This window comes from Sphingobium sp. AP50 (assembly GCF_900109095.1).
GTDB lineage: Bacteria > Pseudomonadota > Alphaproteobacteria > Sphingomonadales > Sphingomonadaceae > Sphingobium.
Map to the genome: position 1 here is coordinate 748,965 of NZ_FNYZ01000001.1, position 23,955 is coordinate 772,919.

Consider the following 23,955-nt stretch of genomic DNA (forward strand, 5'->3'; position numbering starts at 1 on the left):
CGGACCTAGCCCCCTTGCATCCACGCGACCAGAGGCCCGATGCGCATTTTTCAAGTCACATTGATGACGCTTGCCCTGCTGGCGGGGCTTCCCGTTGCACAGGCGCAAAACGCCTTTGGCGGCGGCGAAGCCCATATCGCCGCGCAACTGGTGGCGGAAAGCGATGCGCCCAGGGCCGGGGAAGGGACGATGATCGCCTTCGCCATGGCGCCGCAGGCCGGATGGCATGGCTATTGGGAAAATCCGGGCGACGCGGGTCTGGGCATGACCGTCGACTGGACCTTGCCAAAGGGGGTGAGCGTCGGCCCGCTGCGCTATCCGGTGCCTGAAACATTGCTGATTTCGGGCCTGATGAACCATGTTTATGAAGGCCCCTATGCGGTGTTGGCCAGCCTGAAGGTCGCGGGCGACATCGCGCCGGGCACGCGCCTGCCGGTGCGGGCGAAGGCGCAATGGCTGGCCTGCACCGACAAGGTGTGCGTGCCCGAAAGCGGCGAACTGGCGATCGATCTGGTGGCGGGCGACGGCATGGTCGCAGCGGCCACGCGCGCCCGGTTTGACGGCTGGCGCACCCATCTGCCCCGGCCACTAGGATCGGAGGCCAGCTATGAAGTGAAGGATGGCCGGTTGCGCCTGTCCGTGCCTTTCCCCGCCAGCGCGCAGGCCAGCGACATCCATCTCTTCCCGCTGGCCGAAGGGCTGGTGACCTATGCCGCGCCGCAGACGGTGACGCGCGAGGGCGACCGCTTGCTGATCGAGACGGCAGCGGCGGAAGGCGGCAAGCGCGGCGCGGTGCAGGCCGTGCTGCGGACCGGCGATCATGTCGGCTTCCTGCTGACCGCCAAACCGGGCGAGGTTGCGGCGGCATCGGGCGGTGGCGCACCGTGGCGCGCGATCCTTGCCGCCTTGGGCGGGGCGCTGCTGGGCGGATTGCTGCTCAACATCATGCCCTGCGTCTTCCCGATACTGGGCCTGAAGGCCATGAAGCTGGCCAAGGCGGGCGGCGACGAGCGCATAGTCCGGCGGGAGGCGCTGGCTTATACGCTGGGCGTCATCGCCACCTGCCTGTTGCTGGGCAGTGCGCTGCTGGGGCTGCGCGCGGCGGGCAGTGCGGTCGGCTGGGCCTTCCAATTGCAGGACCCGCGCATCATTTTGGCGCTGCTGCTGCTGGTGACGGCGATCGCCTTCAACCTCGCTGGTCTGTTCGAACTGCGCGCCTATGGCGGCGGCGAAGGGCTGGCGGGCAAGGGCGGGGTTGCCGGTTCCTTCTGGACCGGCGCGCTGGTCGCCTTTGTCGCGACGCCCTGCACCGGGCCGTTCATGGCGGCGGCGATGGGTGCGGCGCTGCTGTTGCCGCTGGCCGCCGCGCTGGCGGTGTTTGCGGGACTTGGGCTGGGTCTTGCGCTGCCTTTCCTGTTGCTGGCCTATATCCCCGCGTTGCGGCGGCGACTGCCAAAGCCGGGCGGCTGGATGGGGCGGTTCCAGAAAATCCTTGCCCTGCCCATGTTCCTGACCGCGCTGGGCCTTGCCTGGCTACTGGGGCAGCAGCGCGGCGTGCCGGGCATGACCATCGGCCTTGGCGCGGCGCTGCTGCTGGCGCTGCTGCTGTGGTGGCTGGGCGGGCGTCAGCGGATCGGCAAGGGCGGCGGCGTGATCGTCGCCATCGCCGCGCTCGCCGTGCTGGCGGGCGCCGCTTACGCGCTGCCGACCAGTGCGCCGGCTGCTTCCGCAGACAGCGCGACATCTGTCCATTTCGATGTCGCGAAACTGGCCGAGTTGCGCGCCGCCAACAAGCCGGTCTTCCTCTATTTTACCGCCGACTGGTGCCTGACCTGCAAGGCGAATGAGGCCGCCGCGATCGACCGGGCCGAAACCCGCGCGGCCTTCGACAAGGCGGGCGTGACCGTGATGGTCGGGGACTGGACCAATGCCGATCCCGCCATCACCCGCTTTCTGGAAAGTCAGGGCCGTTCGGGCGTGCCCCTCTATCTCTTCTACGCGCCGGGCAAGGAGGCCCAGACCTTGCCGCAATTGCTGACCCCTGCCACCCTGACCGGACTGCTGCGCTGATGGCGAAGATGCGTGCAGACCAGTTGCTGGTCGACAATGGCCTGGCCGAGAGCAAGGCGCGCGCGCAGGCGCTGATCCTGGCGGGCCTCGTCTATCTGGGCGACAGGAAGGTCGAGAAGGCGGGGCAGCAGGTGCCGTCCGACGCCGATCTGGACGTGCGCGGGCGCGACCATCCCTGGGTGTCGCGCGGTGGCATCAAGCTGGCCCATGCGATCGAGGAATTTGCGATCGACGTGACCGGCTTCGTCGCGATCGACGTCGGTTCCTCGACCGGCGGCTTTACCGACGTGCTGCTGACCAACGGTGCGGCGAAAGTCTATGCGGTGGACAGCGGCACCAACCAGCTGGCGTGGAAATTGCGGTCCGACGATCGGGTCATCGTCCATGAACAGACCAGCGCCCGCATCCTGACCGATGCGCATATCCCCGAACCCATCGACATCATCGTGTGCGACGCCAGCTTCATTTCCCTGGCCAAGGTGCTGGAAAAGCCGATCGGCTTTGCCCGGCCCGGCGCGCAGATGATCGCGCTGATCAAGCCGCAGTTCGAGGCGCGGCGCGAGGAAGTGGGCAAGAATGGCGTCGTGCGCGATGCCGCCGTGCATGAACGGGTCTGCGCGGAAGTGCAGGACTGGGCCGTCGCGCGGGGCTGGACTGTCGCAGGCCTGACGCAAAGCCCGATTACCGGGCCGCAGGGCAATGTCGAATTTCTTCTTTACGCCCGCCTTGGCGGATAATGGACCCCGGTTCGTTTTTCGCCCCCGACACATACTGATACATTATGCGACACAGGCTGCCATTGTGTCGCGCTGAAAGGCCCGATAGCCCTCCGCCATGCGCCCGTTCCTGCCTATCATTCTCACCGCCCTTTGCCTTGCCGGATGCGGCGCCAAAAAAGCGGAAAAGCCGCGTACCTTGCCGATGGTGGAGGCTGGCCCGATTGCGTCGGCCGATTTCACCGATGCGCTGGAAGCGGTGGGCACGGCGCTCGCCAATGAACAGGTGGTACTGTCCGCCCCGGTGACGGAGCGGATCACGTCGCTCAACTTCTCCGACGGCGGCTATGTCGGCAAGGGGCAGGTGGTCGCCACGCTGGCGGTCGGGCAGGAAAAGGCGGAACTCGCCTCCGCCGAAGCCACGGCGTTGCAGGCCAGCCAACAGTTGCAGCGCATTCAGGCGCTCAAGACGCGCGGCTTTGCCACCGGCGCCACGCTGGAGCAGCAGGTTGCCACCGCCAATGCCGCGCGCGCCAGCGCCGACCTTGCCCGGGCATCGATCGGCGACCGCATCATTCGCGCGCCCTTTGCCGGTTGGGTGTCGCTGCGCACCGTGTCGCCCGGCGCGATCGTCACCGCTGGCACCGCCATCGCCACGGTCAGCGACATCAGCCGGATCAAGCTGGACTTCACCATTCCCGAAACCCGGCTGTCGATGATCCGCGAAGGCATGCCGATCAAGGCGGTGTCCGCCGCCTGGCCCGATCGTCCGTTCAACGGCACGATCGCGACGATCGACCCGGTGGTCGACGCCACCACCCGCGCGGTCAAGGTGCGCGCCATCCTGCCCAACCCGGATCATGCGCTGAAGCCCGGCATGTTGCTGACGGTCAATGTGCTGGCGCGTCAGCGCCGGTCGCTGTCCATGCCGGAACTGGCGATCGTGGGCGATGGCGACGATCGCTTCGCCTTCGTGCTGGAAGGGCGCACCGCCAAGCGGGTGAAGGTGAATACCGGCGTGCGGCAAAATGGTCTGGTGGAAATCACCGGCGGGCTGAAGCCGGGGCAGATCGTCGTCACCGACGGCGTGGTCAAGCTGACCGACGGGGTGAAGGTGCGTCTGGCGGGTGACAAGCCGGCCACCGACAAGTCCGGCCCCGCCAAGACGGCAGCCTGAAGCGATGCAGCTTTCCGACCTGTCCGTTCGCCGGCCGGTATCCGCCGCCGTCGTCGCGGTGCTGCTGTGCATCGTCGGCATCGTGGGCTATTTCAGCCTGTCGGTGCGCGAATATCCCGATACCGATCCGCCGGTCGTGTCGGTCGAAACCACCTATACCGGCGCCGCCGCGTCGGTGGTGGAAACCCGCATCACCCAGATCATCGAAGATGCGGTGGCGGGGGTGCAGGGCATCCAGACCATCACCTCCACGTCGCAGGACGGCACGTCCAACATCAATATCGAATTCGATCCGTCGCGCGACATCGACAGCGCCGCCAACGACGTGCGCGACCGTGTGGGGTCGGTGACGGAGGATCTGCCCGAAGACGCGCTGGCGCCGGAGATCCGCAAGGTCGATTCCGATGCCCGGTCGATCCTGTTCCTGGCCTTTTCTCGACCGGGCTGGTCGCCGATCCGGATCAGCGACTATCTGGACCGCAATATCGCCGACCGTTTCGCTGCGATCGATGGTGTCGCGCGCGTCACCATCGGCGGTGAGGCGCGGCCTTCGACCCGGCTGTGGCTGAATGCGGAGAAGCTGGCGGCCTTCGGCCTGACCCCGGCCGATATCGAAAGCGCATTGCGCGCGCAGAATGTCGAGCTGCCCGCCGGTCGCTTTGAATCGAAGGATCAGAACCAGACGCTGCGTGTCGAGCGGCCCTTCGCCACGCCCGATCAGTTTGCCCGGCTCGTAGTCGGGCGCGGTGCGGACGGGCATCAGGTGATGCTGGGCGACGTTGCCCGGATCGAGGAAGGGGCGGAAAATCCCTATAGCAGCTTCCGTTCCAATCAGGGCACGGCGATCGGTATCGGCATCATCCGTCAGTCCGGCGCGAACACGCTGGAGGTCGCGCAAAAGGCAAAGGCGCTGATCAAGGAGCTGGAACCGACCCTGCCGGAAGGGATGCGGATCGCCATCGGCACCGACGAATCCCTGTTCATCGAACGGGCGATCGACAATGTGTACGACACGCTGATCGAAGCCGCGCTGCTGGTCATCATGGTCATCTTCCTGTTCCTGGGATCGGTGCGGGCGACGATCGTCCCGGCGGTGACGGTGCCGATCTGTCTGCTCGCCACCTGCGCGGTGATGTGGCTGCTGGGCCTGTCGATCAACCTGCTGACGCTGCTGGCCTTCGTGCTGGCGATCGGTCTGGTGGTGGACGACGCGATCGTGGTGCTGGAAAATGTCTATCACCGCGTCGAACAGGGGGACGATCCGCTGGTCGCCGCTTATCTGGGCACGCGGCAGGTGGGCTTTGCGATCATTTCGACCACGTTGGTCGTGTGCGCCGTGTTCGTGCCGGTGATGTTCCTGGCGGGGCAGACCGGCCTGCTGTTCCGCGAACTGGCGATCGCGATGATCGCGGCCATCGCCTTTTCCGGCTTCATCTCGCTCAGTCTGGCGCCGATGCTCTGTTCCAAGCTGCTCAAGACGGCGGAGCGCGGGCGGCTGGCGCGCTGGATCGACGATCGTTTTCAGGGCCTTGAAAATGGCTATGCCCGCTGGCTGGACGGGGCACTGAACAAGCCGCTGTTGCCGGTGCTGGGCGTCATCGTCTTTCTGGCGGTCGCGGGCTTCCTGTTCACCCGCCTGCCAAGCGAACTGGCCCCGGCGGAAGATACCGGCGTAGTCGAAGCCAGCATCAATGCACCCGAAGGCACCGGCTTTGCCCGGATGATGACCTATATGAAGAAGATCGAGGATGATCTGGCCTATCTGCGCAAGGATGGCACGCTTCAGAATCTGGTGATCCGTACTCCCGGCGGCTTCGGCACGACGGACGATTTCAACAGCGGTCAGGTCATCGCCTTCCTGCGCCCGTGGGAGGATCGCACGATCACCACCGCGCAGGTCGCCACCATCGTGAATAAGGTAATCGCCGATCAGCCGGGCGTGCGCGGCAATGCGGCGCCGCGATCGGGGCTGGGGCGCGGACGCGGCCTGCCGGTCAATATCGTGCTGGCGGGTTCCACCTATGAAGGGCTGGTCGCCGCGCGCAACCGGATCATGGCGGCCGCCGCCGACTATCCCGGCCTCATCAACCTGGACAGCGATTATAAGGAAACCAAGCCACAGATGCGGATCGAAACCAATCTGGACCGCGCGGGCGATCTGGGGGTTTCGGTCAATGACATCAGCCAGGCGCTGCAAAGCCTGCTGGGGTCGCGCCGCGTGACCACCTATGTCGACCGGGGCGAGGAATATCGCGTGCTGGTGCAGGCAGAGGATGATGGCCGCCGCACCGTGGCCGATCTGGAACGGATCAATGTGCGCAGCCGGACCGGTGCGCTGGTGCCGCTGTCGACCCTGGTCACGATCCGTGAGGTCGCCGGGCCGCGTCAGCTCAACCGTTATAACAAGCTGCGCGCCATCACCCTGACCGCCGCGCTGGCGCCCGGCACGTCGCTGGGTCAGGCGCTGACATGGCTGGAGGATCAGGCGCGTCAGTCGCCCGAAGTGCTGGCGATCGGCTATCGCGGGGAAAGCCAGTCGCTGCGTGAGACGGGTGGTGCGATCTGGCTGGTGTTCGGCCTGACCATCCTGATCGTCTTCCTGCTGCTGGCCGCGCAGTTCGAAAGTTTCATCCATCCCGGCGTCATCATCGCCACCGTGCCGCTGGCCGTGGCGGGCGGCGTGCTGGGGCTGGCGATCACCGGCGGGACGGTCAATCTCTACAGCCAGATCGGCATTGTCATGCTGGTCGGTCTGGCGGCCAAGAACGGCATCCTGATCGTCGAGTTCGCCAACCAGTTGCGCGACGAAGGGCTGGAGATTGCCGAAGCGATCCGCGAGGCCTCCAGGCGCCGCCTGCGCCCCATCCTGATGACGTCGATCGCGACCGTGATCGGGGCGGTGCCGCTGGTCCTGCGCGGCGGTGCGGGGGCGGCGGCGCGGCATTCGATCGGCACCGTGGTCGTGTTCGGCGTCAGCCTGGCGACGCTGATCACATTGTTCCTGATCCCGATCTTCTATTCCCGCGTTGCGAAGCGGACGGTTTCTCCGCAAACCGTGGGCCGGAAGCTGGATTCGGCGCTGAAGGATTCGCCCGAACCGGCTGAATGACATGCGCGGGGAGTTTTGCTTTCGATGAACGAGATTGCGTCCCAGGGTCAGTTACGTCTCGCCTATCTGCGATGGGCGCTCTTCACCGTTCCCGTTATCGTCGCGCTGGGCTTCCTGTCGGGGAAGATGGCCAATAGCGGCTATGGCAATCGCTGGTTCGATGCGCTGGAAAAGCCTGCGCTGATGCCGCCGGGCTGGGCATTCGCCGTCGCCTGGACCATCCTATATGTGCTGATGGCGCTGGCCTTCGCCATCGTGCTGCATGCGCGCGGGGCGAAGGGGCGGGGGCCGGCGATCGCGCTGTTCATCGTCCAGTTCCTGCTGAACCTCATCTGGTCACCGCTTTTCTTTCGCGCGCATCAGGTGGGCAGTGCGCTGGCGCTGATCCTGATCCTGTTCGTTCTGGTGGCGGTGACGGTCGCGCTCTTCTGGCGTATTCGCCGGTTCGCGGGCGTGCTGTTGCTGCCCTATCTGCTCTGGCTGGCTTTCGCCTCTTTCCTCAACTATGAGATCGGCCGCCTGAACCCGGATGCGGCGACCCTTGTCGCACCGGCGCTCAAGACCCAGATATGATGACGGGCGCGTGATCCGCGCGCCGCAACGAGGACAAGTGCAATGCAGAGCGAAAACCGCTTTTTCGACGATCTGGCCAAGCTGGTGAACGGCGCTGCCGGTACGGTGGCGGGCATGACGCGCGAATTCGAATCCAACGCGCGCGAACGGGCGAAGGACTGGATCGGCGGCATGGACTTCGTATCGCGCGAAGAATTTGACGCGGTCAAGGCTGTCGCCGCCGCCGCGCGCGAAGAGGTGGAATTGCTGAAGGCCCGTCTCGACGCGCTGGAAGGCAAAGCGCCCGAACCGATCACCAAGAGCGTCAAGATCGCCAAGCCCAAGGCCGGCGACGCGAACTGATCGCTTCTGTCCTTTCGCCGCATGCGGTGATAAGGCGCGCCGATGATGGATAGCGACGAATTTGAACATGGCGGTCAGGAGGCCGCGCCGATCGATATGCTGGCGGCTTTTTACGAGGCGCATGGCTGGAGCTACGAACATATCGGCGAGGACGAGATCGTCGCGCATACCCAGGGGTCGTGGGCGCAATATGAGCTGCGCGGCATCTGGCGTGATGAGGATCAGGTGCTGCAACTGCTCGCCATGCCCGATATCCGGGTCAGCGAGGACAAGCGCGGCACCGTCTATGAAACGCTGGGCCTGATCAACGAGCAGCTTTGGATCGGCCATTTCGAGCTATGGTCGTCCAGCGGCATCGTGCTGTTCCGCCATGGCGCCCTGCTGGGCGTTGGCGGCACGCTGACGCTGGATCAGGCGCAGTTGCTGGTGGAAACCGCGATCGACGAATGCGAACGCTTCTATCCGGTGTTCCAGTTCGTCCTGTGGGGCGGCAAGTCGCCGACCGAGGCGATTTCCGCCAGCCTGATCGAAACCCGTGGGGAGGCCTGATCCCGTGGCGATGATCTGGCCCGACCATCTCTTCCTTGTCGGATGCGGCAATATGGCGGGACAGATGTTGTCGCGCTGGCTGGACTGCGGCCTCGATCCGGCGCGCGTCACCGTGCTGCGCCCTAGTGGCCGGCCGGTGGCCGATGGCGTGACGGTCGTGACCGACTATCCCGCCACCTTGCCGAACGGGACGACGATCCTGCTGGGCATGAAGCCCTATCAGATTGTCGATGTGGCCGCCGCGCTGGCGCCGCTGTGCCATGCCGGTACGCCGATCGTCTCGATCCTGGCCGGCACCACGCTGGCCGATCTGCGCAGCCGCTTCCCCGGCGCGCGCGATATCGTCCGCGCCATGCCCAACCTGCCGGTGGGGCTGGGGGAGGGCGTGACGGCGCTGTTCACCGATGCGACCACGGATGCTTCGGTGAAAGCGCATATCGATGCGTTCATCCAGCCGCTGGGCCTTGCCGAATGGATCAGCGATGAAACCCTGTTCAATCAGGTGACGGCGCTGTCGGGCTGTGGCCCGGCCTTCCTGTTCCGCTTTGCCGATGCACTGGCGCGGGCGGGGGAAGCGATCGGCATCCCGGCGGATCAGGCGGCGCGCATGGCGCTGGCGACGGTGCAGGGATCGGCGAACATGGCGGCCCGCGCTGCGGACAATCCCGCGACGCTGGCCGACCGGGTCGCCAGCCCCGGCGGCATGACGCGGGAGGGGCTGAACGTGCTCGATGCCGACGATCGGCTGCTCACTCTGTTGACCGACACGCTCGCCGCCGCGCGCGACCGTGGCGAAGCGATGGCGCGCGGGGCGTAAAAGCCAGATATTTTCCGTCATCCCCGCGAAGGCGGGGATTTATCTCGCCCTCGACCCGTCGGCGGCGGTGGCGAAATGGGTTCCCGCCTTCGCGGGAACGACGATTTGGGTTAGATTGCGGCTCCCCCGGTGGAGTCATTCGGAGTTTCCTATGCTGTCCCCTGAAACCCCCATCCTGCTGCTGACCACCGGCGGGACGATCGACAAAATCTATTTTGACGCCCTGTCCGACTATCAGGTGGGCGAAACGGTGATGGCGAAGCTGCTGGAAGTGGCGCGCGTCAAGCGGCCTTTCCGGATCGAGGAAATTACCCGCAAGGACAGTCTGGAACTGGACGATGGCGACCGGGCGCTGATCGCCGCCTGTGTGGCCGCCGCGCGCGAACAGCATATCGTCATCACCCATGGCACCGACACCATGACCGAGACGGCCAAGCTGCTGAAGGACATTCCCGGCAAGACGGTCGTGCTGGTCGGTGCGCTGGCCCCGGCACGCTTTGGCGAGAGTGACGCCAGCTTCAACCTGGGCATGGCGTTCGCCACGGCGCAGGTCGCCGAACCGGGCGTCTATATCACCATGAGCGGATCGGTCTTCCGCGCCGACAAGGTGATCAAGGATCGCGCCAAGTGCGCCTTCGTCCCCGTACAGGACTGATCGCGCCGCCTTCCTCCCCGGAACATTGCCACCGGCTTGCGCATTGATCCGCGCGGGTGGCTTGAGGAGGAGTGAGAGACATGGCCGATTATCAGGTCGAACAGGAACGTCCGGCGACGACCACCACGATCATCGAACGGCGCAGCGGCGGCGGCGGCACCATGTTCGCCGTCCTGCTGCTGGTCGTCGTGGTGGCGGTGGCCGCCTTCTTCCTGATCAGCAGCCAGAGCCGCAAGGATGATGCGGTATCGACCGCCGCGACGCAGGTCGGTCAGGCCGCCAGCGATGTCGGCGACGCCGCAAAGGACGCCGCCGATAGCGTGAAGGGGCAGTAAACCCTTGGATCAGGTCGTGCAGCGCGCGCAACGTCCTTCAGCAAGGTCAGGACGAACGGATATAAATGTGATCTCGATTTTGCGCACGCTGCCCTGATATCTCTATCAGACCATGATCCGGTCCAGGGCGGCGCAGAAGGCTTGCATGTCCGCCATCGACCCCACGGTGATGCGCGACATTGTGGGCCAGGGTGCCCAGTTGCGGCCGATGCCGACGCCGGCTGCCAGGAACTGGTCCTGCACGCCCTTGGCCGGCTTGCCCCAGTCGACCATGAACATGTTCGCGTCCGACGGGATGAACTTGATGCCGCGCTTCTTGAGATGGGCGAAAGTGAAGTCGCGCGCGGCGATCATTTCGGCGCGGCGCTGTTCGATCAGGGCTTTCTGCGTCAGGGCGACAGTGCCGCAGACCACCGATGGCAGGGGCAGGTTGGTCGACATGCGCTTGCCGTCATAGCGCATCAACTGCTCGTGCAGCTTGGGCGAGGCGATGGTCGCGCCCAGCCGCATGCCCGCCATGCCGAACAGCTTGGAGAAGGTGCGCAGCACGACCACGTCGTCGCGCTTGGCGGCCAGATAGGCGGCCGACTTGCCGTGCGAGAAATGGAGATAGGCTTCGTCCACCAGCACGACCGATCCGGCCGGCTTGTTGGCGACCAGCCATTCGATATCCTCGATCGGCGTCAGCGTGCCGGTGGGGTTGTTGGGCGAGCAGACATAATAGAGGCCGGCATTGGGATCGGCCGCCAGCATCGCCTTCACATCATGGCGATAATCGATGGTCAGGGGCACCTTGGTCACCTTGGCACCGGCCCATTCGGCCGTACCCCAGGGCTGTTCATAGCTGACGTCCGCCGTCACCAGCCCCTTTTGCGGGGAGCAGAAGGCGACGACGATGCGCGACAGCGGATCGCTGGAGCCGGGCCAGGGCAGGATATGGTCGGTCGGTACGCCTTCGATCGTGGCCAGCGTCTTCTTGAAATCACTGACTTCGGTGCCGGGATGATAGAAATTGGCATGGCCGATGATCTTCGCGGCCTCCGCTTGCGCCACCGGGAAGGGACCGGTCCAGCATTCGTTGGAGCCGATGCGCACCTTGGGGAAATTGCCTTCCTCCGGGCCATCGTTGCGCTGCGCCCAGACCGGCGTTCCGGCGGTCGTGGCGGCGACGCCCGCGCTCAGTACGCTCAGGATGCGGGCGGCCTGACGGCGCGAATAGCCGCGCTGGATAAGGTCTGCTTTGGCTTCGGTCTGGTCGTGCATGGCCTGTTTCCCCTTGTGACGATGTCACCGGGGATCAACGGACGAACGCCTGCTTTCCGCAGCGTCGAACGAGAAAGGGCGCCCCTTGCGGAGCGCCCTTTCCGGTTTTCGTCATGAAAGGGAAGGGATCAGCCTTCGACCTTCGCATATTTGGGCGCGGCTTCGTTCAGGATGAACAGGATTTTCTTGAGCGCGGCCGGCTCGTCCGTTTCTTCCATCGCGGCCAGTTCGCGGGCGAGGCGGCTGGAGGCCGCTTCGAATATCTGGCGCTCCGAATAGCTCTGCTCCGGCTGATCGTCGGCGCGGAACAGGTCGCGGGTCACTTCGGCGATCGACACCAGGTCGCCCGAATTGATCTTCGCTTCATATTCCTGGGCGCGGCGCGACCACATGGTGCGCTTCACCTTGGGCTTGCCCTTCAAGGTTTCCATCGATTCTTCGAGGGTCTTGTTGGAGGACAGCTTGCGCATGCCCACGCCTTCGGCCTTGTTGGTCGGCACGCGGAGCGTCATGCGCTCCTTTTCGAAACGGAGCACGTACAGCTCCAACTCCATGCCCGCAATCTGCTCCTTCTGGAGTTCGATGACACGGCCTACGCCATGCTTGGGATAAACGACATAATCACCAACGTCAAAGGACAGCGCCTTGGCAGCCATTTGATACCTTTCCAATTCAACCGGGGAACGGGACGAACGCGGGGGCAGATGCGCGAGAAAAGCAAATGCCGGGAAGTCCACGGCGCCACCGTCAAGACATGAAGCTTATTCTCCAGGGCGGGATATAAGGGGGATATATCCGACCGTTGCGGCCCTATTTAGCAGATTCGTAACAAAATTACCACCCCCGGACACAATGTCTGGGGGTGGGCCGGTAAACATGGCGCAATTTGGGACGAAGGGCCGCCCTTGGCTTAGCTGCCTTCACCCGGTTCGGGGGAGAAGAACTGCTCCAGCTTGTTCTCGACGCCGCTCATCGCGTCGGCATCGGCCGGGGCCTCGCCCTTGACCGTGATGTTGGGCCATTCCGCCGAATATTTGGTGTTCAGCTCCAGCCATTTTTCAAGGCCGTTCTCGGTATCGGGCAGAATCGCCTCGGCCGGGCATTCGGGTTCGCACACGCCGCAGTCGATGCATTCGTTGGGATTGATGACCAGCATATTCTCACCCTCGTAGAAACAATCCACGGGGCAGACCTCGACGCAATCCATATATTTGCAGCGGATGCAGTTGTCGGTCACGACATAGGTCATTGTCTGGGCACTCTTGACTTGGAAAAACGCGGCCCTGCTATGCCCGCCGCGCGCGAAGGTCAATGAGGATATTGTTGCCAGGGGTTTAGGGCTTGTTTGGTGCGAGCGACTCGCAATTTCGGGGTGGCATGAACGGGACTTGCGCTCACTCCCCGACCGTCAATTCCTCATAGCAGTCCTGCGCCTCGGCCGCCGCGCCGCGGCGGAGGGGTAAGGCGGTTACGCGGACCACGCGGACGGTGTCGCCATGGGGGAAGGTGATCAGATCGCCCGCGCGCACCGGGGCGTGGGCGCGCTCGATGCGGCGGCCGTTGAGGCGGATATGCCCGTCCTCGGCCAGTCTCTGTGCGGTCGAGCGACTCTTGCAGAGCCGCACGAACCACAGAAATTTGTCGATGCGCAGGCTGGGGCCGTGGCCGGCGCCCGCGATCGGATCAGCCATTGCGGCCCAGCAGGTCGGCAAGGCCGGCAAAGGCGTTGTTGATGGGGGCAGGCGTGCTGCCCGCCGACGCCGGACGGGGCGAGCCGCCATCCTTGCCGGGGCGACGATTGCCGCCATTGGGCTTCGCGTCGCGCGACTGAGGGGCGCCACGCGCCTGCTGCCCCTGCGGACGGCCATGCTGCGGGCGATCGCTGCGCGCCTTCTGTCGGCCCTTGAACGCCCAGTTGGTGCCGGTGGCGACCGGGGCGGCTTCGACGGGCACTTCGGCTGCTGCTGCGACTTCTTCGCCTTCTGCCGCTACAACCGGAACGGCCTCTGCTTCTGCGGTTTCAGCCGGGCTTTCCGGCGCGATCGGTTCGGGCGCAATCGGCTGCGGGGTGATCGGGCGGAAACCGGCGAGGCGCATCAGCGTCAGGAAGGAGGCTTCCGACAGGCCCAGAGACACGATCTGCGGGCTGGCATGGGTAAAGGCTTCGTTCTTCGCGATAGCTTCATGCGCGGCGCGGGCCATGCGTTCGGCCATGTCGATGCGCAGCATCTGCTCACCAAAGCCCCGGAAGCCCGCGATCCGCGCACCCATCTGTGCGGTCTTCTCGCCCGCCGGGATCAGCGTCAGGCCGGGGCCGGGCAGCGGCAGGCAGGGCTTGGCGATGCGCGCGGCCAGCAAGGCGGAACGCCAGCGTGCCGCGCCGGGCTTCAGCAGGCCATGATGATAAATGTCGAGCACGCCGATATCGATGCCCGCCTTGCGCAGCAGATGGCGTTGTTCCTTGTCCAGATGGCCCAGCGCCGAATCGAGATCGGTGCGCGCGATCACGCCGCCGGCATCGCCCAACTGGGCAAAGACCGCGCGGACCACGGCGGGCACGGCCGGATCGGCGGCGCTTTCCGCCATCTTCACCAGCGGCAGCAGATGCTTCTGCTTCTGCGCGTCGAACCAGGTGGCGAGGCGGGCGAGAACCTGCTTCTGCACGTCCTGACCCAGGCTAAGTAACGCACGATCCAGCCGAATTTCGGGCGCGAGCAGGCTTGGCCCCGCCAGCAGAGAGGCCACGACCGTCTCTCCCCAGGCGATCCCCGGCGCCTGTCCCGCTTCGTCCAGCAGGGCGAAATCCGTATCCGCCGCTGCAATCAGTTCTTCAGCCTTCACTCGTAATACCTTTCCAAGGCGCCGTTCCGCGGCCGCCAGCAACATCTTTCGGTCCTGATGCCGCGTAGCGGGATCAACCGAGAATCGAAATCCGTCAAGTCGTCCGATCGTCTCGCCATCGACGCAGACCGTCCCGTCCTGCTCCACCGTGACCGGCAGGGTGCTGGCATTCTGGCCGATATCGCGCAGCAGGACGGAGGTTCGCCGGTCCACGAAACGCTGCGTCAGTGCGGCGTGCAGGGCGTCGGACAGCTTTTCTTCCAGCGCGCGGGTGCGCTCGGCCATTTCGACCGGATGGGCCAGCCAGTCGGGGCGATGGGCGATATAGGACCATGTGCGGGCGGCGGCGATCCGGCCGGACAATGTATCGATATCGCCCTGCACCGAATCGAGCCGGGCCACTTGCTGCGCGAACCAGTCGCGCGGGATATGGCCGGTGCCTTCGGACAGGAAGCGCCAGATGCGGCTGACCATGCGGGCATGATGGTCCGCGCCCAGCTTCTGGAAGTCGGGCAGGCCGCATGCCGACCAGAGCCGCTCGACCTGCCGCTTGCCCTTCACCCGTTCGATCACCAGCGGATCGTCGGCCATGCGGCGCAGCACCGCATGATCGACCGCTTCGGGCGCGGCGCGCAGTTGCGGCCGTTCCGGCTTCTGCTCCAGATCGAACAGCAGATGGTCGAGCCGGTCGGTACGCGGCGTACCGTTGCGCCAGAAAAGCTGCTCTACCGGGGGGAAGCGATGCGCCTCGATCGCCTCGATCTCTTCGGGCGTGAAGGCGGCGTCGCCATCTTCATGGCCGAGGCTGCCGAAGGTGCCGTCCTTATGATGCCGCCCGGCGCGCCCGGCGATCTGCGCCATTTCGCTGACGGTCAGGCGGCGGCTGCGACGGCCGTCGAATTTGCGCAGCGAGGCGAAGGCGACATGCGCGACGTCCAGATTGAGGCCCATGCCGATCGCGTCGGTCGCGACCAGATAGTCGACCTCGCCATTCAGGAACATCTGCACCTGGGAATTGCGGGTGCGGGGGCTGAGCGCGCCCATCACCACCGCCGCCCCGCCGCGAAACCGGCGCAGCATCTCGGCCACGGCATAGACTTCCTCGGCAGAGAAGGCGACGATGGCAGACCGTTTGGGCAGGCGGGACAGTTTTTTTGCGCCAGCATAGCTCAATGTCGAAAAGCGCGGTCGGCCGACGATCTCCACGTCGGGCACCAACGCCTTGACCAGCTTGGCGATGCTGGCGGACCCCAGGATCATCGTTTCCTCGCGGCCTCGCGCGCGCAGCAGGCGATCGGTAAAGATATGGCCGCGTTCCGGGTCCGACCCCAGTTGCGCCTCGTCCAGCGCGACGAAGGCGAAATCCTCCTTCACGCTGCTTTCCCGGCCACCGCCGATCGGCATCGATTCCGCTGTGCACAGGAAATAGCGGGCGCCCGGCGGCACGATCTTTTCCTCGCCGGTGATCAGGGCAACCAGTTGCGGCCCCTTGATCGCGACCACCCGGTCATAGACTTCGCGCGCCAGCAGGCGCAGCGGAAAGCCCATCATGCCGCTCGAATGGCCGCACATTCGCTCGACGGCGAGGTGCGTCTTGCCGGTATTGGTCGGTCCCAGGACGGCGGTGATGGAAGAACGGGCGAACTGGACCATTGTGCCGCCTATGTCGGGCAGGACGCGCCGGGGAGCAAGGAGATTTCCATGTTCCGCCCGATATGCCGTGCCCGTCGGGCCACCGGCACGGTTCGTCGCACCAATCGCCGTCATCGCATCGTCTTTATTTGACTTTAACCCTGTGTGTTCACAACAGTCCCACCACGCATGGCGCGGGGGACGTTGCCGGTGCGGCAATGAAAAAGCCTTAAGGGTCGCGGGTTTGTTTCAGGATAGTCAGTTCGGATCGCAGCAGGGCGGTGCACCCGTATCCCTGTGGCTGGCCGATTCGCTCGCCCGCACGCCGGTAACGCCGCAGGACTGGCGCAGCCGGTTGCGCGACTGGGCGGACGAGGTGGAACTGGTTCCGGACCTCGGCCAGCGCATCGGCAGCCTCACCTGGTTCCGTGGCCTTGCCACCTGTTTTGGCCTGTGCGCCACAGCCCTTTATCTGTCTCCCGGTTTCCAGCCGGTGCCCGGCGCGCCCGGCCCGCAACTGAGCGACGCGCAATATGACGAAGTGCGCAGCCAGATGATCACGCCGCTGGCGCTGGGCGCGGACAGCGGCCATCGCATGGGGCCGACCGACGCGGTCCAGCCGCTGCGCGAAACGCCCGAAAGGCCGCAGATCGAGTTGAATGCGCAGGTCGGTAGCAGCGACAGCCTGCCCCGCGCTTTGTCGCGCGCCGGTGTCAGCAGTGGTGACGTCTCCACCGTAATGGCGATGGTCAGTGGCGACATTGACGGCGGGGTAAAGCCCGGCACGCGGCTCGATATCCTATTGGGTCGCCGCGCCAGCCGGGATCGGCCGCGCCCGCTCGACAGGCTGGCCTTCCGCGCGCGGCTGGACCTGAGCGTCGAACTGACGCGGGCCGGTGGCGTGCTGTCGGTCAAGCGCATCCCGATCCGGGTCGACAATACGCCGCTGCGCATTCAGGGCGTGGTCGGCGACAGCATCTATCGCTCGGCCCGTGCGGCGGGCGCGCCGCCCAGTGCGGTGCAGGCCTTCCTGCGGGTGATCGCGCAGCAGGTCGATCTGGGCAGCATCGCGGCGGGCGACCGCTATGACATCGTCACCGACTATCATCGCGCCGAAACCGGCGATGTGGAAGTGGGCGAGTTGCTCTATGCGGGGCTGAAGCGAGCGCGGGGCAAGTCCGTCGACATGCTCAAATGGACGAAGGATGGTCGCACCGAATGGTTCGAGGCGTCGGGTGTGGGCGAGCGGCGTGGCGTGCTGACCTCACCGGTGGCCGGGCGCATGTCCTCCACCTTCGGCATGCGGCGCCACCCGATCCTGGGCTATACCCGCATGCATGCCGGCGTCGATTTCGCGGCCCGCTATGGCTCGCCCATCTATGCCGTGACCGACGGCGTCATTTCCTATGCCGGGCGCCATGGCGGCCATGGCAATTATGTCCGCATCGAACATGGCGGCGGCCTCGCCACCGGCTATGCCCATATGAGCCGCATCGCGGCTGCGCCGGGCCAGCGGGTGCGCCGGGGTCAGGTGATCGGCTATGTCGGGTCGACCGGCCTGTCGACCGGTCCGCATCTCCATTATGAGCTGTATCGCAACGGGCAGGTGGTCAATCCGCTGTCGGTGAAGTTCACCACCACGGCCCAGCTGGCAGGTGGCGAACTGGCCGCCTTCCGCGCGAAACTGGCGCAATATCAGGGGCTGCGTGTGGGGATGCACGGCAGCTCCGCACAAAAGACCCCGGCTGCCCCGGTGGCACAGGGCAAATAAGCCGCTTTTCGCCTGTCATCCGCTCGGCTAGGGCGCTGGCATGACTGGTTCCGTTACCGCCATCCTGCTTGCTGGCGCCCGCCCGATTCCCGATCCGCTGGCGCAGGCCGCGGGCGTTGCGGTCAAGCCGCTGGTGCCGGTGGGCGGGGAGCCGATGATCAACCGCCCGGCGCGCGCGCTGCTGGCGCATCCGGCGATCGGGCGGGTGATAGTCCTGACCCAGCGGCCCGACCTGTTTGCGGCCGATCCTGCGACGGGCTGGCTGGCGGCCGATCCGCGCGTGCGGTTCGAAACCGGTGGGCAGGGGATCGCCTCGTCGCTGCTGGCGCTGCTGGAAAAAGGCGACCTGCCTTTCCCGATCCTTCTGACCACGGCCGATCATGTGCTGCTGGACGCCAAGATGCTCGACCAGTTCGTCGCCGAAGCGACCGGCGCGGACATCGCCGTCGCCATGGTGGAGCGGGAAACGCTGCTGGCGCGCTATCCGGGATCACGCCGGACATGGCTCAAATTCCGCGATGGCTGGTGGTCGGGCGCGAACATCTTCTGGTTCGGCAGCGACAAGGCCCGCCGGGTCATCGCCCTGTGGCAGGAGGTGGAGCAGGACCGCAAGAAGGGCTGGAAGATCCTGGCCGCCTTCGGGCCGTTCGCATTGCTGGGGGCGCTGCTGCGTATCCTGACGCTGCGCGGCGGCATCGCGCGGATCGGTCGCAAATTCGGCCTGACCGCGCGACTGGTGGCAATGGACAGCCCGGAAGCCTGCATCGATGCGGACAAGCCGGACGATGTCACGCTGATCGAATCGATTTTGGCGCGGCGATAATCTCCGTCATTGCTTCGCTGCGCTCGCAATGACGAAGTTGAAGTTACTTCCGAAAACTCTCCGCCGCGGCGCAGGCGAGCTTGTCGGCGCGTTCATTTTCCGGGTGGCCGGCATGGCCCTTCACCCATTGCCATGTCACCTTGTGGCGCGCGGCCGCCTTCACCAGCGCCTGCCAGATTTCGACATTCTTCACCGGCTTGTTGTCGGCGGTCTTCCAGCCGCGCTTCTGCCAGCCGAAAATCCATTTGGTGATGCCGTCCATCACATATTTGCTGTCGGTATAAAGCGTCACCTGACAGGGCTTCTTGAGCGTATTGAGCGCTTCGACCGCCGCCATCATTTCCATGCGGTTGTTGGTGGTCTGTGCTTCGCCGCCGGAAATTTCCTTTTCCGTGTCGCCAAAGCGCAGCACGGCGCCCCAGCCGCCGGGGCCAGGATTGCCCTTGCACGCGCCGTCGGTGAAAATGTCTACGGTGGGGAGGTCGGTCATATTTGAGAATGCCTCTATCTCCGTTCGCCCTGAGCCTGTCGAAGGGCCGCACTTCTTTCCGAAGAAAGGGCGGGGCTTCGACAGGCTCAGCCCGAACGGGCTATATTATTGTCCCAGCAATGCCGCCGGGTCGGCCTTGGCGTAGAAGTCCAGCCGGCGCAGATAGGCGAGCGGGTCCTTGCGCGTCACCAGCGCATCGGCGGGCGTGTTGATCCAGTCATAGGCGCGCGTCAGCAGGAAGCGCAGCGCCGCACCCCGGCAGAGAATCGGGAAGGCAGCCCGTTCCGCCGCGCTTAGCCCATGCGCCTGCGTATAGCCTGCGCCGATCGCCACGGCGCGATCGCCATGCCAGATCGCGCCATCATTGCTGAAGCACCAGGCGCTATGGGTGACGGCCAGATCATAGGCGCGGATATCGGTGCAACTGAAGTAGAAGTCGATGAGGCCCGTCACGTCCTCGCCCAGCATCAGCACATTGTCGGGGAAGAGGTCGGCATGGATGACGCTGCGGGGCAGGTCGGCGGGCCAATGGGCGTCAAGAAACGCCAGTTCTTCCGCCACCCGCGCGCCAAGGCCCGGTTCGATCTGGTCGAAATCCTCGCCGCATTTGGCGGCCAGTGCGTGCCAGCCGGCAATGTCGAGCGCATTGCGCCGCTCGCCCGCAAAGCCCTGTGCCGCCTTGTGCAATTCGCCCAGCGCCACGCCGGCCGCGCGCGCCTGTCCCGGCGTCGGTTCGGTCACGCTAATGCCGGTCAGAAATTCGATCAGGCAGGCGGGGCGACCCGAAAGCTGCTGGAGTCGCTTACCCTCCCGATCGGCGATGAAGCGGGGGACGAGGCAGCCGCGCGCGCCCAGATGGTCGAGCAGGTCCATGAAGAAGGGCAGGTCCGCCTCATCCACCCGTTTTTCATAGAGGGTCAGGATATAGCGATGACCCTTGCCATCGACACCGGTGGTTTCCAGCAGATAATTGCTGTTCTCCACCCCTTCGGCAATGCCCTTGGCCGATACCAGCCGACCGGCATCATAGCGAAGGAGGAATGCGTCAATCTCTTCGGCGGGGACGTGGGTGTAGACGGCCATGTCAAATAATCTTCATCTTGAGTGTCGTCATTGCGAGCGTAGCGAAGCAATCCATCATCGCGCCATTGGATTGCTTCGCTACGCTCGCAATGACGGATATCTACATGCGTAGGGCGCGGTTACGCCGTTTCCAGTCCGCGGGGCAATTTGAAGGCGATATTTTCCTGCGCCGTTTCCACCTGCTGCTCGTTGACCGTGAAGCGTTCGCCGATCTTCGCCACCACTTCGCGCACCAGCACTTCAGGAGCGGAGGCGCCGGCAGTCAGGCCCAGCGTCTTCACCCCGTCCAGCCAGGCGAAATCAATCTCCTCGGCGCGCTGGATCAGGCGGGCAGGGGTGCCCTCCCGCTCGGCGACCTCGACCAGCCGCAGCGAATTGCTGCTGTTGGGCGCGCCGATCACATAGACAGCGTCGCATTGCGCGGCGATCGCCTTGACGGCGGTCTGGCGGTTGGACGTGGCGTAGCAGATATCCTCGCCCTTGGGCGCGGCGATGGTCGGGAATCGGCGCTCCAGCGTGGCGACGATCGCGGCGGTATCGTCCACCGACAGCGTAGTCTGCGTCAGGAAGGCGAGATTGTCGGGATCGGCAGGGGTGAAAGCCTCGGCATCCTCGACCGTTTCGATCAGGCTCATCGTCCCTTCGGGTACCTGACCGAATGTGCCGATCACCTCCGGATGCCCCTTATGTCCGATGAACAAGATGTGCCGTCCGGCATCGACCTGTCGTTCGGCCTGACGATGGACCTTGCTCACCAGCGGGCAGGTGGCGTCCAGATAGTCCAGGCCGCGCTGTTCCGCCTTGGCCGGTACCGCCTTGGGCACGCCATGGGCGGAAAAGACCACCGGCACGCCATCGGGCACCTGATCCAGTTCCTCGACAAAGATTGCGCCCTTGGCCTTCAGACTGTCGACCACGAACTTGTTATGGACGATTTCATGGCGGACATAGACGGGCGCGCCATATTTCTCGATCGCCCGCTCCACGATGATGATGGCGCGGTCGACCCCGGCGCAGAATCCGCGCGGGGCGGCGATCAAAAGGGTCATCGGCGGCAGGGTGGCGGGCGCGTCGGTCATGCCTGCCGCTTAGGCCAATGTCGGCCCGGATGAAAGGGCCAAGAGGAAAGCCGCCTCCTTCCGGTTGCTTCGGACGTGGGGGATGGATAAGGAAGCGCAGAGCGTCTGGTCATGTGGGCTTTGCGAAGGATTATCTGCTGGTGAAACTGTCTAATATCGCCCTGACTGCTATGCTGGCACTGGCTTTGGCGGGTTGCTCGCGCCGGGGTGAGATCGACCCCACCGGCGGTATCGTCTCGGTCCGTTCGGCCTGCCCGACGGCGGCGATCCCGGCGCAGACCGGCGATATCACCCTGTTCAGCCCAGCCGGCAGCACTGACGCTTCGGCTATCGACGTGGTGGCCAACATTACCGATCTGCGCTCCACTTGTTCGGAGGGCGCGCAATTCTACACCGAAGCCACCTTCGCCGTGAACGCGCGCCGCAGCGACGCCAGCGCTGCGCGGCAGGTGATCCTGCCCTATTTCTCGGTCGTGGTGCGCGGCGGCAATGCCGTGGTCGCCAAGCGGCTGGGTCAGGTGACGCTGAACTTCGCGGCCGGTGAATATCGCGCCAGCGCGCAGGCGAAGGCCGGCGCCTATGTCGAAAAGGCCGCCGCCACGCTGCCCGCCGAAATCCAGCAGAAGATCACGCAGAAGCGCAAGGCTGGCGATGCCGACGCCGCGATCGATCCCTTCGCCCAGCCGGACGTCAAGGCGGCGTTGCAGCGAACCAGCTTCGAGCTGCTCGTGGGTTTCAACCTGACCCAGGACCAGCTCAAATATAACGCGACCCGTTAAGCGCGGCCCCATTCAACCGTTCGGGCTGAGCTTGTCGAAGCCCAGCCCTTTTTTGAAGAAAAGAGCGGCCCTTCGACAGACTCAGGGCGAACGGACCTTGTAGGAAAGTTTCGTCCCGTGTCCCTTTACACCCGTTTCACCGCCCATCTCGACGCCGTGCTTGACGCGCTGGAGGCCGAGGGCAGCTTGCCCGCCGGTCTCAACCGCAAGCCGGTGACGGTCGAGCCGCCGCGCGATCCGTCGCATGGCGATCTGGCGACCAATGCCGCGATGGTGCTGGCCAAGCCCGCCGGTACCAATCCGCGCGTGCTGGCCGACGCGATCGTGACCAAGTTGCAGGCTCTGGACGAGGTGGAGAGCGCGACGATCGCCGGCCCCGGCTTCATCAACCTGACCCTGACCGATCCGACCTGGCGGGCAGAACTGGCCGCGATCCATGCCGATGCCGCCGATTATGGCCGGTCCGATTTCGGGCAGGGCGTCACCGTCAATGTCGAATATGTCTCGGCCAACCCGACCGGCCCCATGCATATGGGTCATTGCCGCGGCGCGGTGGTGGGCGACGCGCTCGCCGCGCTGCTGGAATATGCCGGGCACAAGGTGATCCGCGAATATTATATCAATGACGCGGGTGGTCAGGTGGATGTGCTCGCCCGATCGGCCCATGTCCGCTATCGCGAAGCGCTGGGCGAGGATGTCGGCGCGATCCCCGAAGGCCTCTATCCGGGCGACTATCTGGTCCCGGTGGGGCAGGCGCTGGCCGCCGACTATGGCGACAAATATGTCGGGGCGCCGGAAGGCGACTGGCTGGTGCTGTTCCGCACTTTCGCCGTCGCGAAGATGATGGACATGATCCGCAGCGATCTCGCGCAGCTTGGAATCGTCCACGACGTCTTCTCGTCGGAAGCCGAGTTGCAGGCAGCCTGCAAGCCCGAACAGGCCGAAGCCTGGCTGCGCGCGCATGATCTGGTCTATGATGGCACGCTGGAAGCGCCCAAGGGCGAACTGCCCGACGATTGGGAGCCGGTGGAACTGCCGCTGTTCCGCTCGACCAAGTTCGGCGACGATCAGGATCGGCCGATCAAGAAGTCGAATGGTAGCTGGACCTATTTCGGCGCCGACATGGCCTATCATTTCCAGAAGGCGCAGTCGGCCGACCAGTTGATCGACATCTGGGGCGCGGACCATGCAGGTACGGTCAAGCGCATTCAGGCCGCCGTCGCCGCCCTGACCGAGGGCAAGGCGCGGTTCGACGTCAAGCTTATCCAAATGGTCCGCCTGCTGCGCGATGGCGAGCCGGTGAAGATGTCCAAGCGCGCGGGCAATTTCGTGACGCTGGCCGATGTGGTGAAGGAAGTCGGCAAGGATGTGGTCCGCTTCACCATGCTGACGCGCAAGGCCGACGCCCAGATGGACTTCGACTTCGCCAAGGTGGTGGAAGCATCGAAGGACAATCCTGTCTTCTACGTGCAATATGCCCATGCGCGTATCAGCTCGCTTGGCCGCCGCGCGCAGGAAGCGGGGATCGATTTGCCCGCGCCCGACCTGTCCCTTCTTGGGACGGCGGAACTGGCCATGGTCAAGCTCGCCGCGCAATTCCCGCGCGTGGTGGAAGGATCGGCGCAGGCCCGTGAACCGCACCGTATTGCCTTTTATCTCAATGACTTGGCCTCCGCCTTCCATGGCTGGTGGAATATGGGCAATGATGATCCGCGTGCGCGCGTGATTTTGGCCGATGATCCGGCGATCACCGCCACCCGGCTTTTCCTCGCGCAGGGAATAGGGCAGATTATCCGCAACGGTCTGGCGCTGATGGGCGTTGCGGCCCTGACGGAAATGCAGTGAGGCGCT

At 65.1% G+C, this 23,955-nt stretch carries 22 protein-coding genes; 14 read left to right on the forward strand and 8 right to left on the reverse strand.

What is annotated here, in order from left to right:
* The first annotated feature begins 39 nt into the window (after positions 1-39).
* The 10 genes from BMY84_RS03735 to BMY84_RS03780 all read left to right on the forward strand — a co-directional run bounded on the left by BMY84_RS03735 (position 40) and on the right by BMY84_RS03780 (position 10,343).
* Positions 40-2,070, forward strand: a complete 2,031-nt coding sequence (locus tag BMY84_RS03735; RefSeq protein WP_093080700.1) for a protein-disulfide reductase DsbD family protein — start codon at positions 40-42, stop codon at positions 2,068-2,070.
* A complete protein-coding gene (locus BMY84_RS03740) occupies positions 2,070-2,807 on the forward strand; it encodes a TlyA family RNA methyltransferase (protein ID WP_093080702.1) in 738 nt (245 codons plus the stop codon). The genes BMY84_RS03735 and BMY84_RS03740 overlap by 1 nt, the downstream gene beginning before the upstream one ends.
* Positions 2,808-2,904: 97 nt before the next feature.
* Entirely contained in the window at positions 2,905-3,963 is a 1,059-nt protein-coding gene (locus BMY84_RS03745) for an efflux RND transporter periplasmic adaptor subunit (RefSeq protein ID WP_093080704.1), read from the forward strand.
* A 4-nt stretch (positions 3,964-3,967) separates the two neighbouring features.
* A complete protein-coding gene (locus BMY84_RS03750; RefSeq protein WP_093080706.1) occupies positions 3,968-7,072 on the forward strand; it encodes an efflux RND transporter permease subunit in 3,105 nt (1,034 codons plus the stop codon).
* Between the two features lie 24 nt (positions 7,073-7,096).
* On the forward strand, positions 7,097-7,645 hold the full coding sequence (locus BMY84_RS03755) for a TspO/MBR family protein (protein ID WP_093080709.1): 549 nt from the start codon (positions 7,097-7,099) through the stop codon (positions 7,643-7,645).
* 42 nt (positions 7,646-7,687) lie between these two features.
* Positions 7,688-7,987 (forward strand): accessory factor UbiK family protein, encoded by a 300-nt coding sequence (locus BMY84_RS03760; RefSeq protein ID WP_093010548.1) that lies wholly within the window; start codon positions 7,688-7,690, stop codon positions 7,985-7,987.
* Positions 7,988-8,029: 42 nt separating this feature from the next.
* Positions 8,030-8,536, forward strand: coding sequence for a type III secretion system chaperone family protein (locus BMY84_RS03765; RefSeq protein ID WP_093080711.1), 507 nt, complete (start codon positions 8,030-8,032; stop codon positions 8,534-8,536).
* Positions 8,537-8,540: 4 nt separating this feature from the next.
* Positions 8,541-9,353 carry a pyrroline-5-carboxylate reductase family protein gene (locus BMY84_RS03770; protein WP_177203884.1) on the forward strand — a complete coding sequence of 271 codons (813 nt, stop codon included), beginning with the start codon at positions 8,541-8,543 and terminating at the stop codon, positions 9,351-9,353.
* Positions 9,354-9,504: 151 nt separating this feature from the next.
* Positions 9,505-10,008, forward strand: a complete 504-nt coding sequence (locus BMY84_RS03775; RefSeq protein ID WP_093080714.1) for an asparaginase domain-containing protein — start codon at positions 9,505-9,507, stop codon at positions 10,006-10,008.
* Positions 10,009-10,088: 80 nt separating this feature from the next.
* The gene (locus BMY84_RS03780; protein ID WP_093010539.1) at positions 10,089-10,343 is read left to right on the forward strand and encodes a hypothetical protein; all 255 of its coding nucleotides are present in this window, start codon (positions 10,089-10,091) and stop codon (positions 10,341-10,343) included.
* 105 nt (positions 10,344-10,448) lie between these two features.
* On the opposite strand, the gene BMY84_RS03785 is transcribed toward BMY84_RS03780, so the two are convergent.
* The 5 genes from BMY84_RS03785 to BMY84_RS03805 all read right to left on the reverse strand — a co-directional run bounded on the left by BMY84_RS03785 (position 10,449) and on the right by BMY84_RS03805 (position 16,100).
* Positions 10,449-11,606 (reverse strand): pyridoxal phosphate-dependent aminotransferase, encoded by a 1,158-nt coding sequence (locus BMY84_RS03785; protein ID WP_093080716.1) that lies wholly within the window; start codon positions 11,604-11,606, stop codon positions 10,449-10,451.
* A 128-nt stretch (positions 11,607-11,734) separates the two neighbouring features.
* Complete coding sequence (locus BMY84_RS03790) at positions 11,735-12,262, reverse strand: CarD family transcriptional regulator (protein ID WP_093010535.1); 528 nt, start codon at positions 12,260-12,262, stop codon at positions 11,735-11,737.
* Positions 12,263-12,516: 254 nt separating this feature from the next.
* Positions 12,517-12,855 (reverse strand): ferredoxin FdxA, encoded by a 339-nt coding sequence (gene fdxA, locus BMY84_RS03795; protein ID WP_004211101.1) that lies wholly within the window; start codon positions 12,853-12,855, stop codon positions 12,517-12,519.
* A gap of 145 nt (positions 12,856-13,000) precedes the next feature.
* Positions 13,001-13,297, reverse strand: coding sequence for an RNA-binding S4 domain-containing protein (locus tag BMY84_RS03800; RefSeq protein ID WP_093080719.1), 297 nt, complete (start codon positions 13,295-13,297; stop codon positions 13,001-13,003).
* Positions 13,290-16,100, reverse strand: coding sequence for a helicase-related protein (locus BMY84_RS03805; protein WP_177203917.1), 2,811 nt, complete (start codon positions 16,098-16,100; stop codon positions 13,290-13,292). Before BMY84_RS03805 ends, BMY84_RS03800 begins: the two co-directional genes overlap by 8 nt.
* Positions 16,101-16,323: 223 nt before the next feature.
* Here BMY84_RS03805 and BMY84_RS03810 point away from each other — a divergent pair, with 223 nt between their 5' ends.
* Entirely contained in the window at positions 16,324-17,850 is a 1,527-nt protein-coding gene (locus BMY84_RS03810; RefSeq protein ID WP_093080721.1) for a M23 family metallopeptidase, read from the forward strand.
* A gap of 40 nt (positions 17,851-17,890) precedes the next feature.
* Positions 17,891-18,673 (forward strand): nucleotidyltransferase family protein, encoded by a 783-nt coding sequence (locus BMY84_RS03815; protein WP_093080724.1) that lies wholly within the window; start codon positions 17,891-17,893, stop codon positions 18,671-18,673.
* Positions 18,674-18,716: 43 nt separating this feature from the next.
* Here BMY84_RS03815 and rnhA read toward each other — a convergent pair whose 3' ends face one another.
* The 3 genes from rnhA to ispH form a co-directional block, all read right to left on the reverse strand.
* A complete protein-coding gene (gene rnhA / locus BMY84_RS03820) occupies positions 18,717-19,163 on the reverse strand; it encodes a ribonuclease HI (RefSeq protein WP_093080726.1) in 447 nt (148 codons plus the stop codon).
* A gap of 105 nt (positions 19,164-19,268) precedes the next feature.
* Positions 19,269-20,246: a homoserine kinase gene (gene thrB, locus BMY84_RS03825; RefSeq protein WP_093080729.1), complete on the reverse strand. Its 978-nt coding sequence runs from the start codon at positions 20,244-20,246 to the stop codon at positions 19,269-19,271.
* A 119-nt stretch (positions 20,247-20,365) separates the two neighbouring features.
* Positions 20,366-21,325 (reverse strand): 4-hydroxy-3-methylbut-2-enyl diphosphate reductase, encoded by a 960-nt coding sequence (ispH, locus tag BMY84_RS03830; protein WP_093080731.1) that lies wholly within the window; start codon positions 21,323-21,325, stop codon positions 20,366-20,368.
* A gap of 170 nt (positions 21,326-21,495) precedes the next feature.
* Here ispH and BMY84_RS03835 point away from each other — a divergent pair, with 170 nt between their 5' ends.
* A complete protein-coding gene (locus BMY84_RS03835; RefSeq protein WP_093081701.1) occupies positions 21,496-22,104 on the forward strand; it encodes a hypothetical protein in 609 nt (202 codons plus the stop codon).
* A 117-nt stretch (positions 22,105-22,221) separates the two neighbouring features.
* Positions 22,222-23,949 carry an arginine--tRNA ligase gene (gene argS, locus BMY84_RS03840; protein WP_093080735.1) on the forward strand — a complete coding sequence of 576 codons (1,728 nt, stop codon included), beginning with the start codon at positions 22,222-22,224 and terminating at the stop codon, positions 23,947-23,949.
* Positions 23,950-23,955 lie beyond the last annotated feature (6 nt).

What these genes read in the sequence shown, in the direction of transcription:
- BMY84_RS03735 (WP_093080700.1), top strand. Translation starts at nt 40, where the DNA reads ATGCGCATTTTTCAAGTCACATTGATGACGCTTGCCCTGCTGGCGGGG.
- BMY84_RS03740 (WP_093080702.1), top strand. Translation starts at nt 2,070, where the DNA reads ATGGCGAAGATGCGTGCAGACCAGTTGCTGGTCGACAATGGCCTGGCC.
- BMY84_RS03745 (WP_093080704.1), top strand. Translation starts at nt 2,905, where the DNA reads ATGCGCCCGTTCCTGCCTATCATTCTCACCGCCCTTTGCCTTGCCGGA.
- BMY84_RS03750 (WP_093080706.1), top strand. Translation starts at nt 3,968, where the DNA reads ATGCAGCTTTCCGACCTGTCCGTTCGCCGGCCGGTATCCGCCGCCGTC.
- BMY84_RS03755 (WP_093080709.1), top strand. Translation starts at nt 7,097, where the DNA reads ATGAACGAGATTGCGTCCCAGGGTCAGTTACGTCTCGCCTATCTGCGA.
- BMY84_RS03760 (WP_093010548.1), top strand. Translation starts at nt 7,688, where the DNA reads ATGCAGAGCGAAAACCGCTTTTTCGACGATCTGGCCAAGCTGGTGAAC.
- BMY84_RS03765 (WP_093080711.1), top strand. Translation starts at nt 8,030, where the DNA reads ATGATGGATAGCGACGAATTTGAACATGGCGGTCAGGAGGCCGCGCCG.
- BMY84_RS03775 (WP_093080714.1), top strand. Translation starts at nt 9,505, where the DNA reads ATGCTGTCCCCTGAAACCCCCATCCTGCTGCTGACCACCGGCGGGACG.
- BMY84_RS03780 (WP_093010539.1), top strand. Translation starts at nt 10,089, where the DNA reads ATGGCCGATTATCAGGTCGAACAGGAACGTCCGGCGACGACCACCACG.
- BMY84_RS03785 (WP_093080716.1), bottom strand. Translation starts at nt 11,606, where the DNA reads ATGCACGACCAGACCGAAGCCAAAGCAGACCTTATCCAGCGCGGCTAT.
- BMY84_RS03790 (WP_093010535.1), bottom strand. Translation starts at nt 12,262, where the DNA reads ATGGCTGCCAAGGCGCTGTCCTTTGACGTTGGTGATTATGTCGTTTAT.
- fdxA (WP_004211101.1), bottom strand. Translation starts at nt 12,855, where the DNA reads ATGACCTATGTCGTGACCGACAACTGCATCCGCTGCAAATATATGGAT.
- BMY84_RS03800 (WP_093080719.1), bottom strand. Translation starts at nt 13,297, where the DNA reads ATGGCTGATCCGATCGCGGGCGCCGGCCACGGCCCCAGCCTGCGCATC.
- BMY84_RS03805 (WP_177203917.1), bottom strand. Translation starts at nt 16,100, where the DNA reads ATGGTCCAGTTCGCCCGTTCTTCCATCACCGCCGTCCTGGGACCGACC.
- BMY84_RS03815 (WP_093080724.1), top strand. Translation starts at nt 17,891, where the DNA reads ATGACTGGTTCCGTTACCGCCATCCTGCTTGCTGGCGCCCGCCCGATT.
- rnhA (WP_093080726.1), bottom strand. Translation starts at nt 19,163, where the DNA reads ATGACCGACCTCCCCACCGTAGACATTTTCACCGACGGCGCGTGCAAG.
- thrB (WP_093080729.1), bottom strand. Translation starts at nt 20,246, where the DNA reads ATGGCCGTCTACACCCACGTCCCCGCCGAAGAGATTGACGCATTCCTC.
- ispH (WP_093080731.1), bottom strand. Translation starts at nt 21,325, where the DNA reads ATGACCGACGCGCCCGCCACCCTGCCGCCGATGACCCTTTTGATCGCC.
- BMY84_RS03835 (WP_093081701.1), top strand. Translation starts at nt 21,496, where the DNA reads ATGCTGGCACTGGCTTTGGCGGGTTGCTCGCGCCGGGGTGAGATCGAC.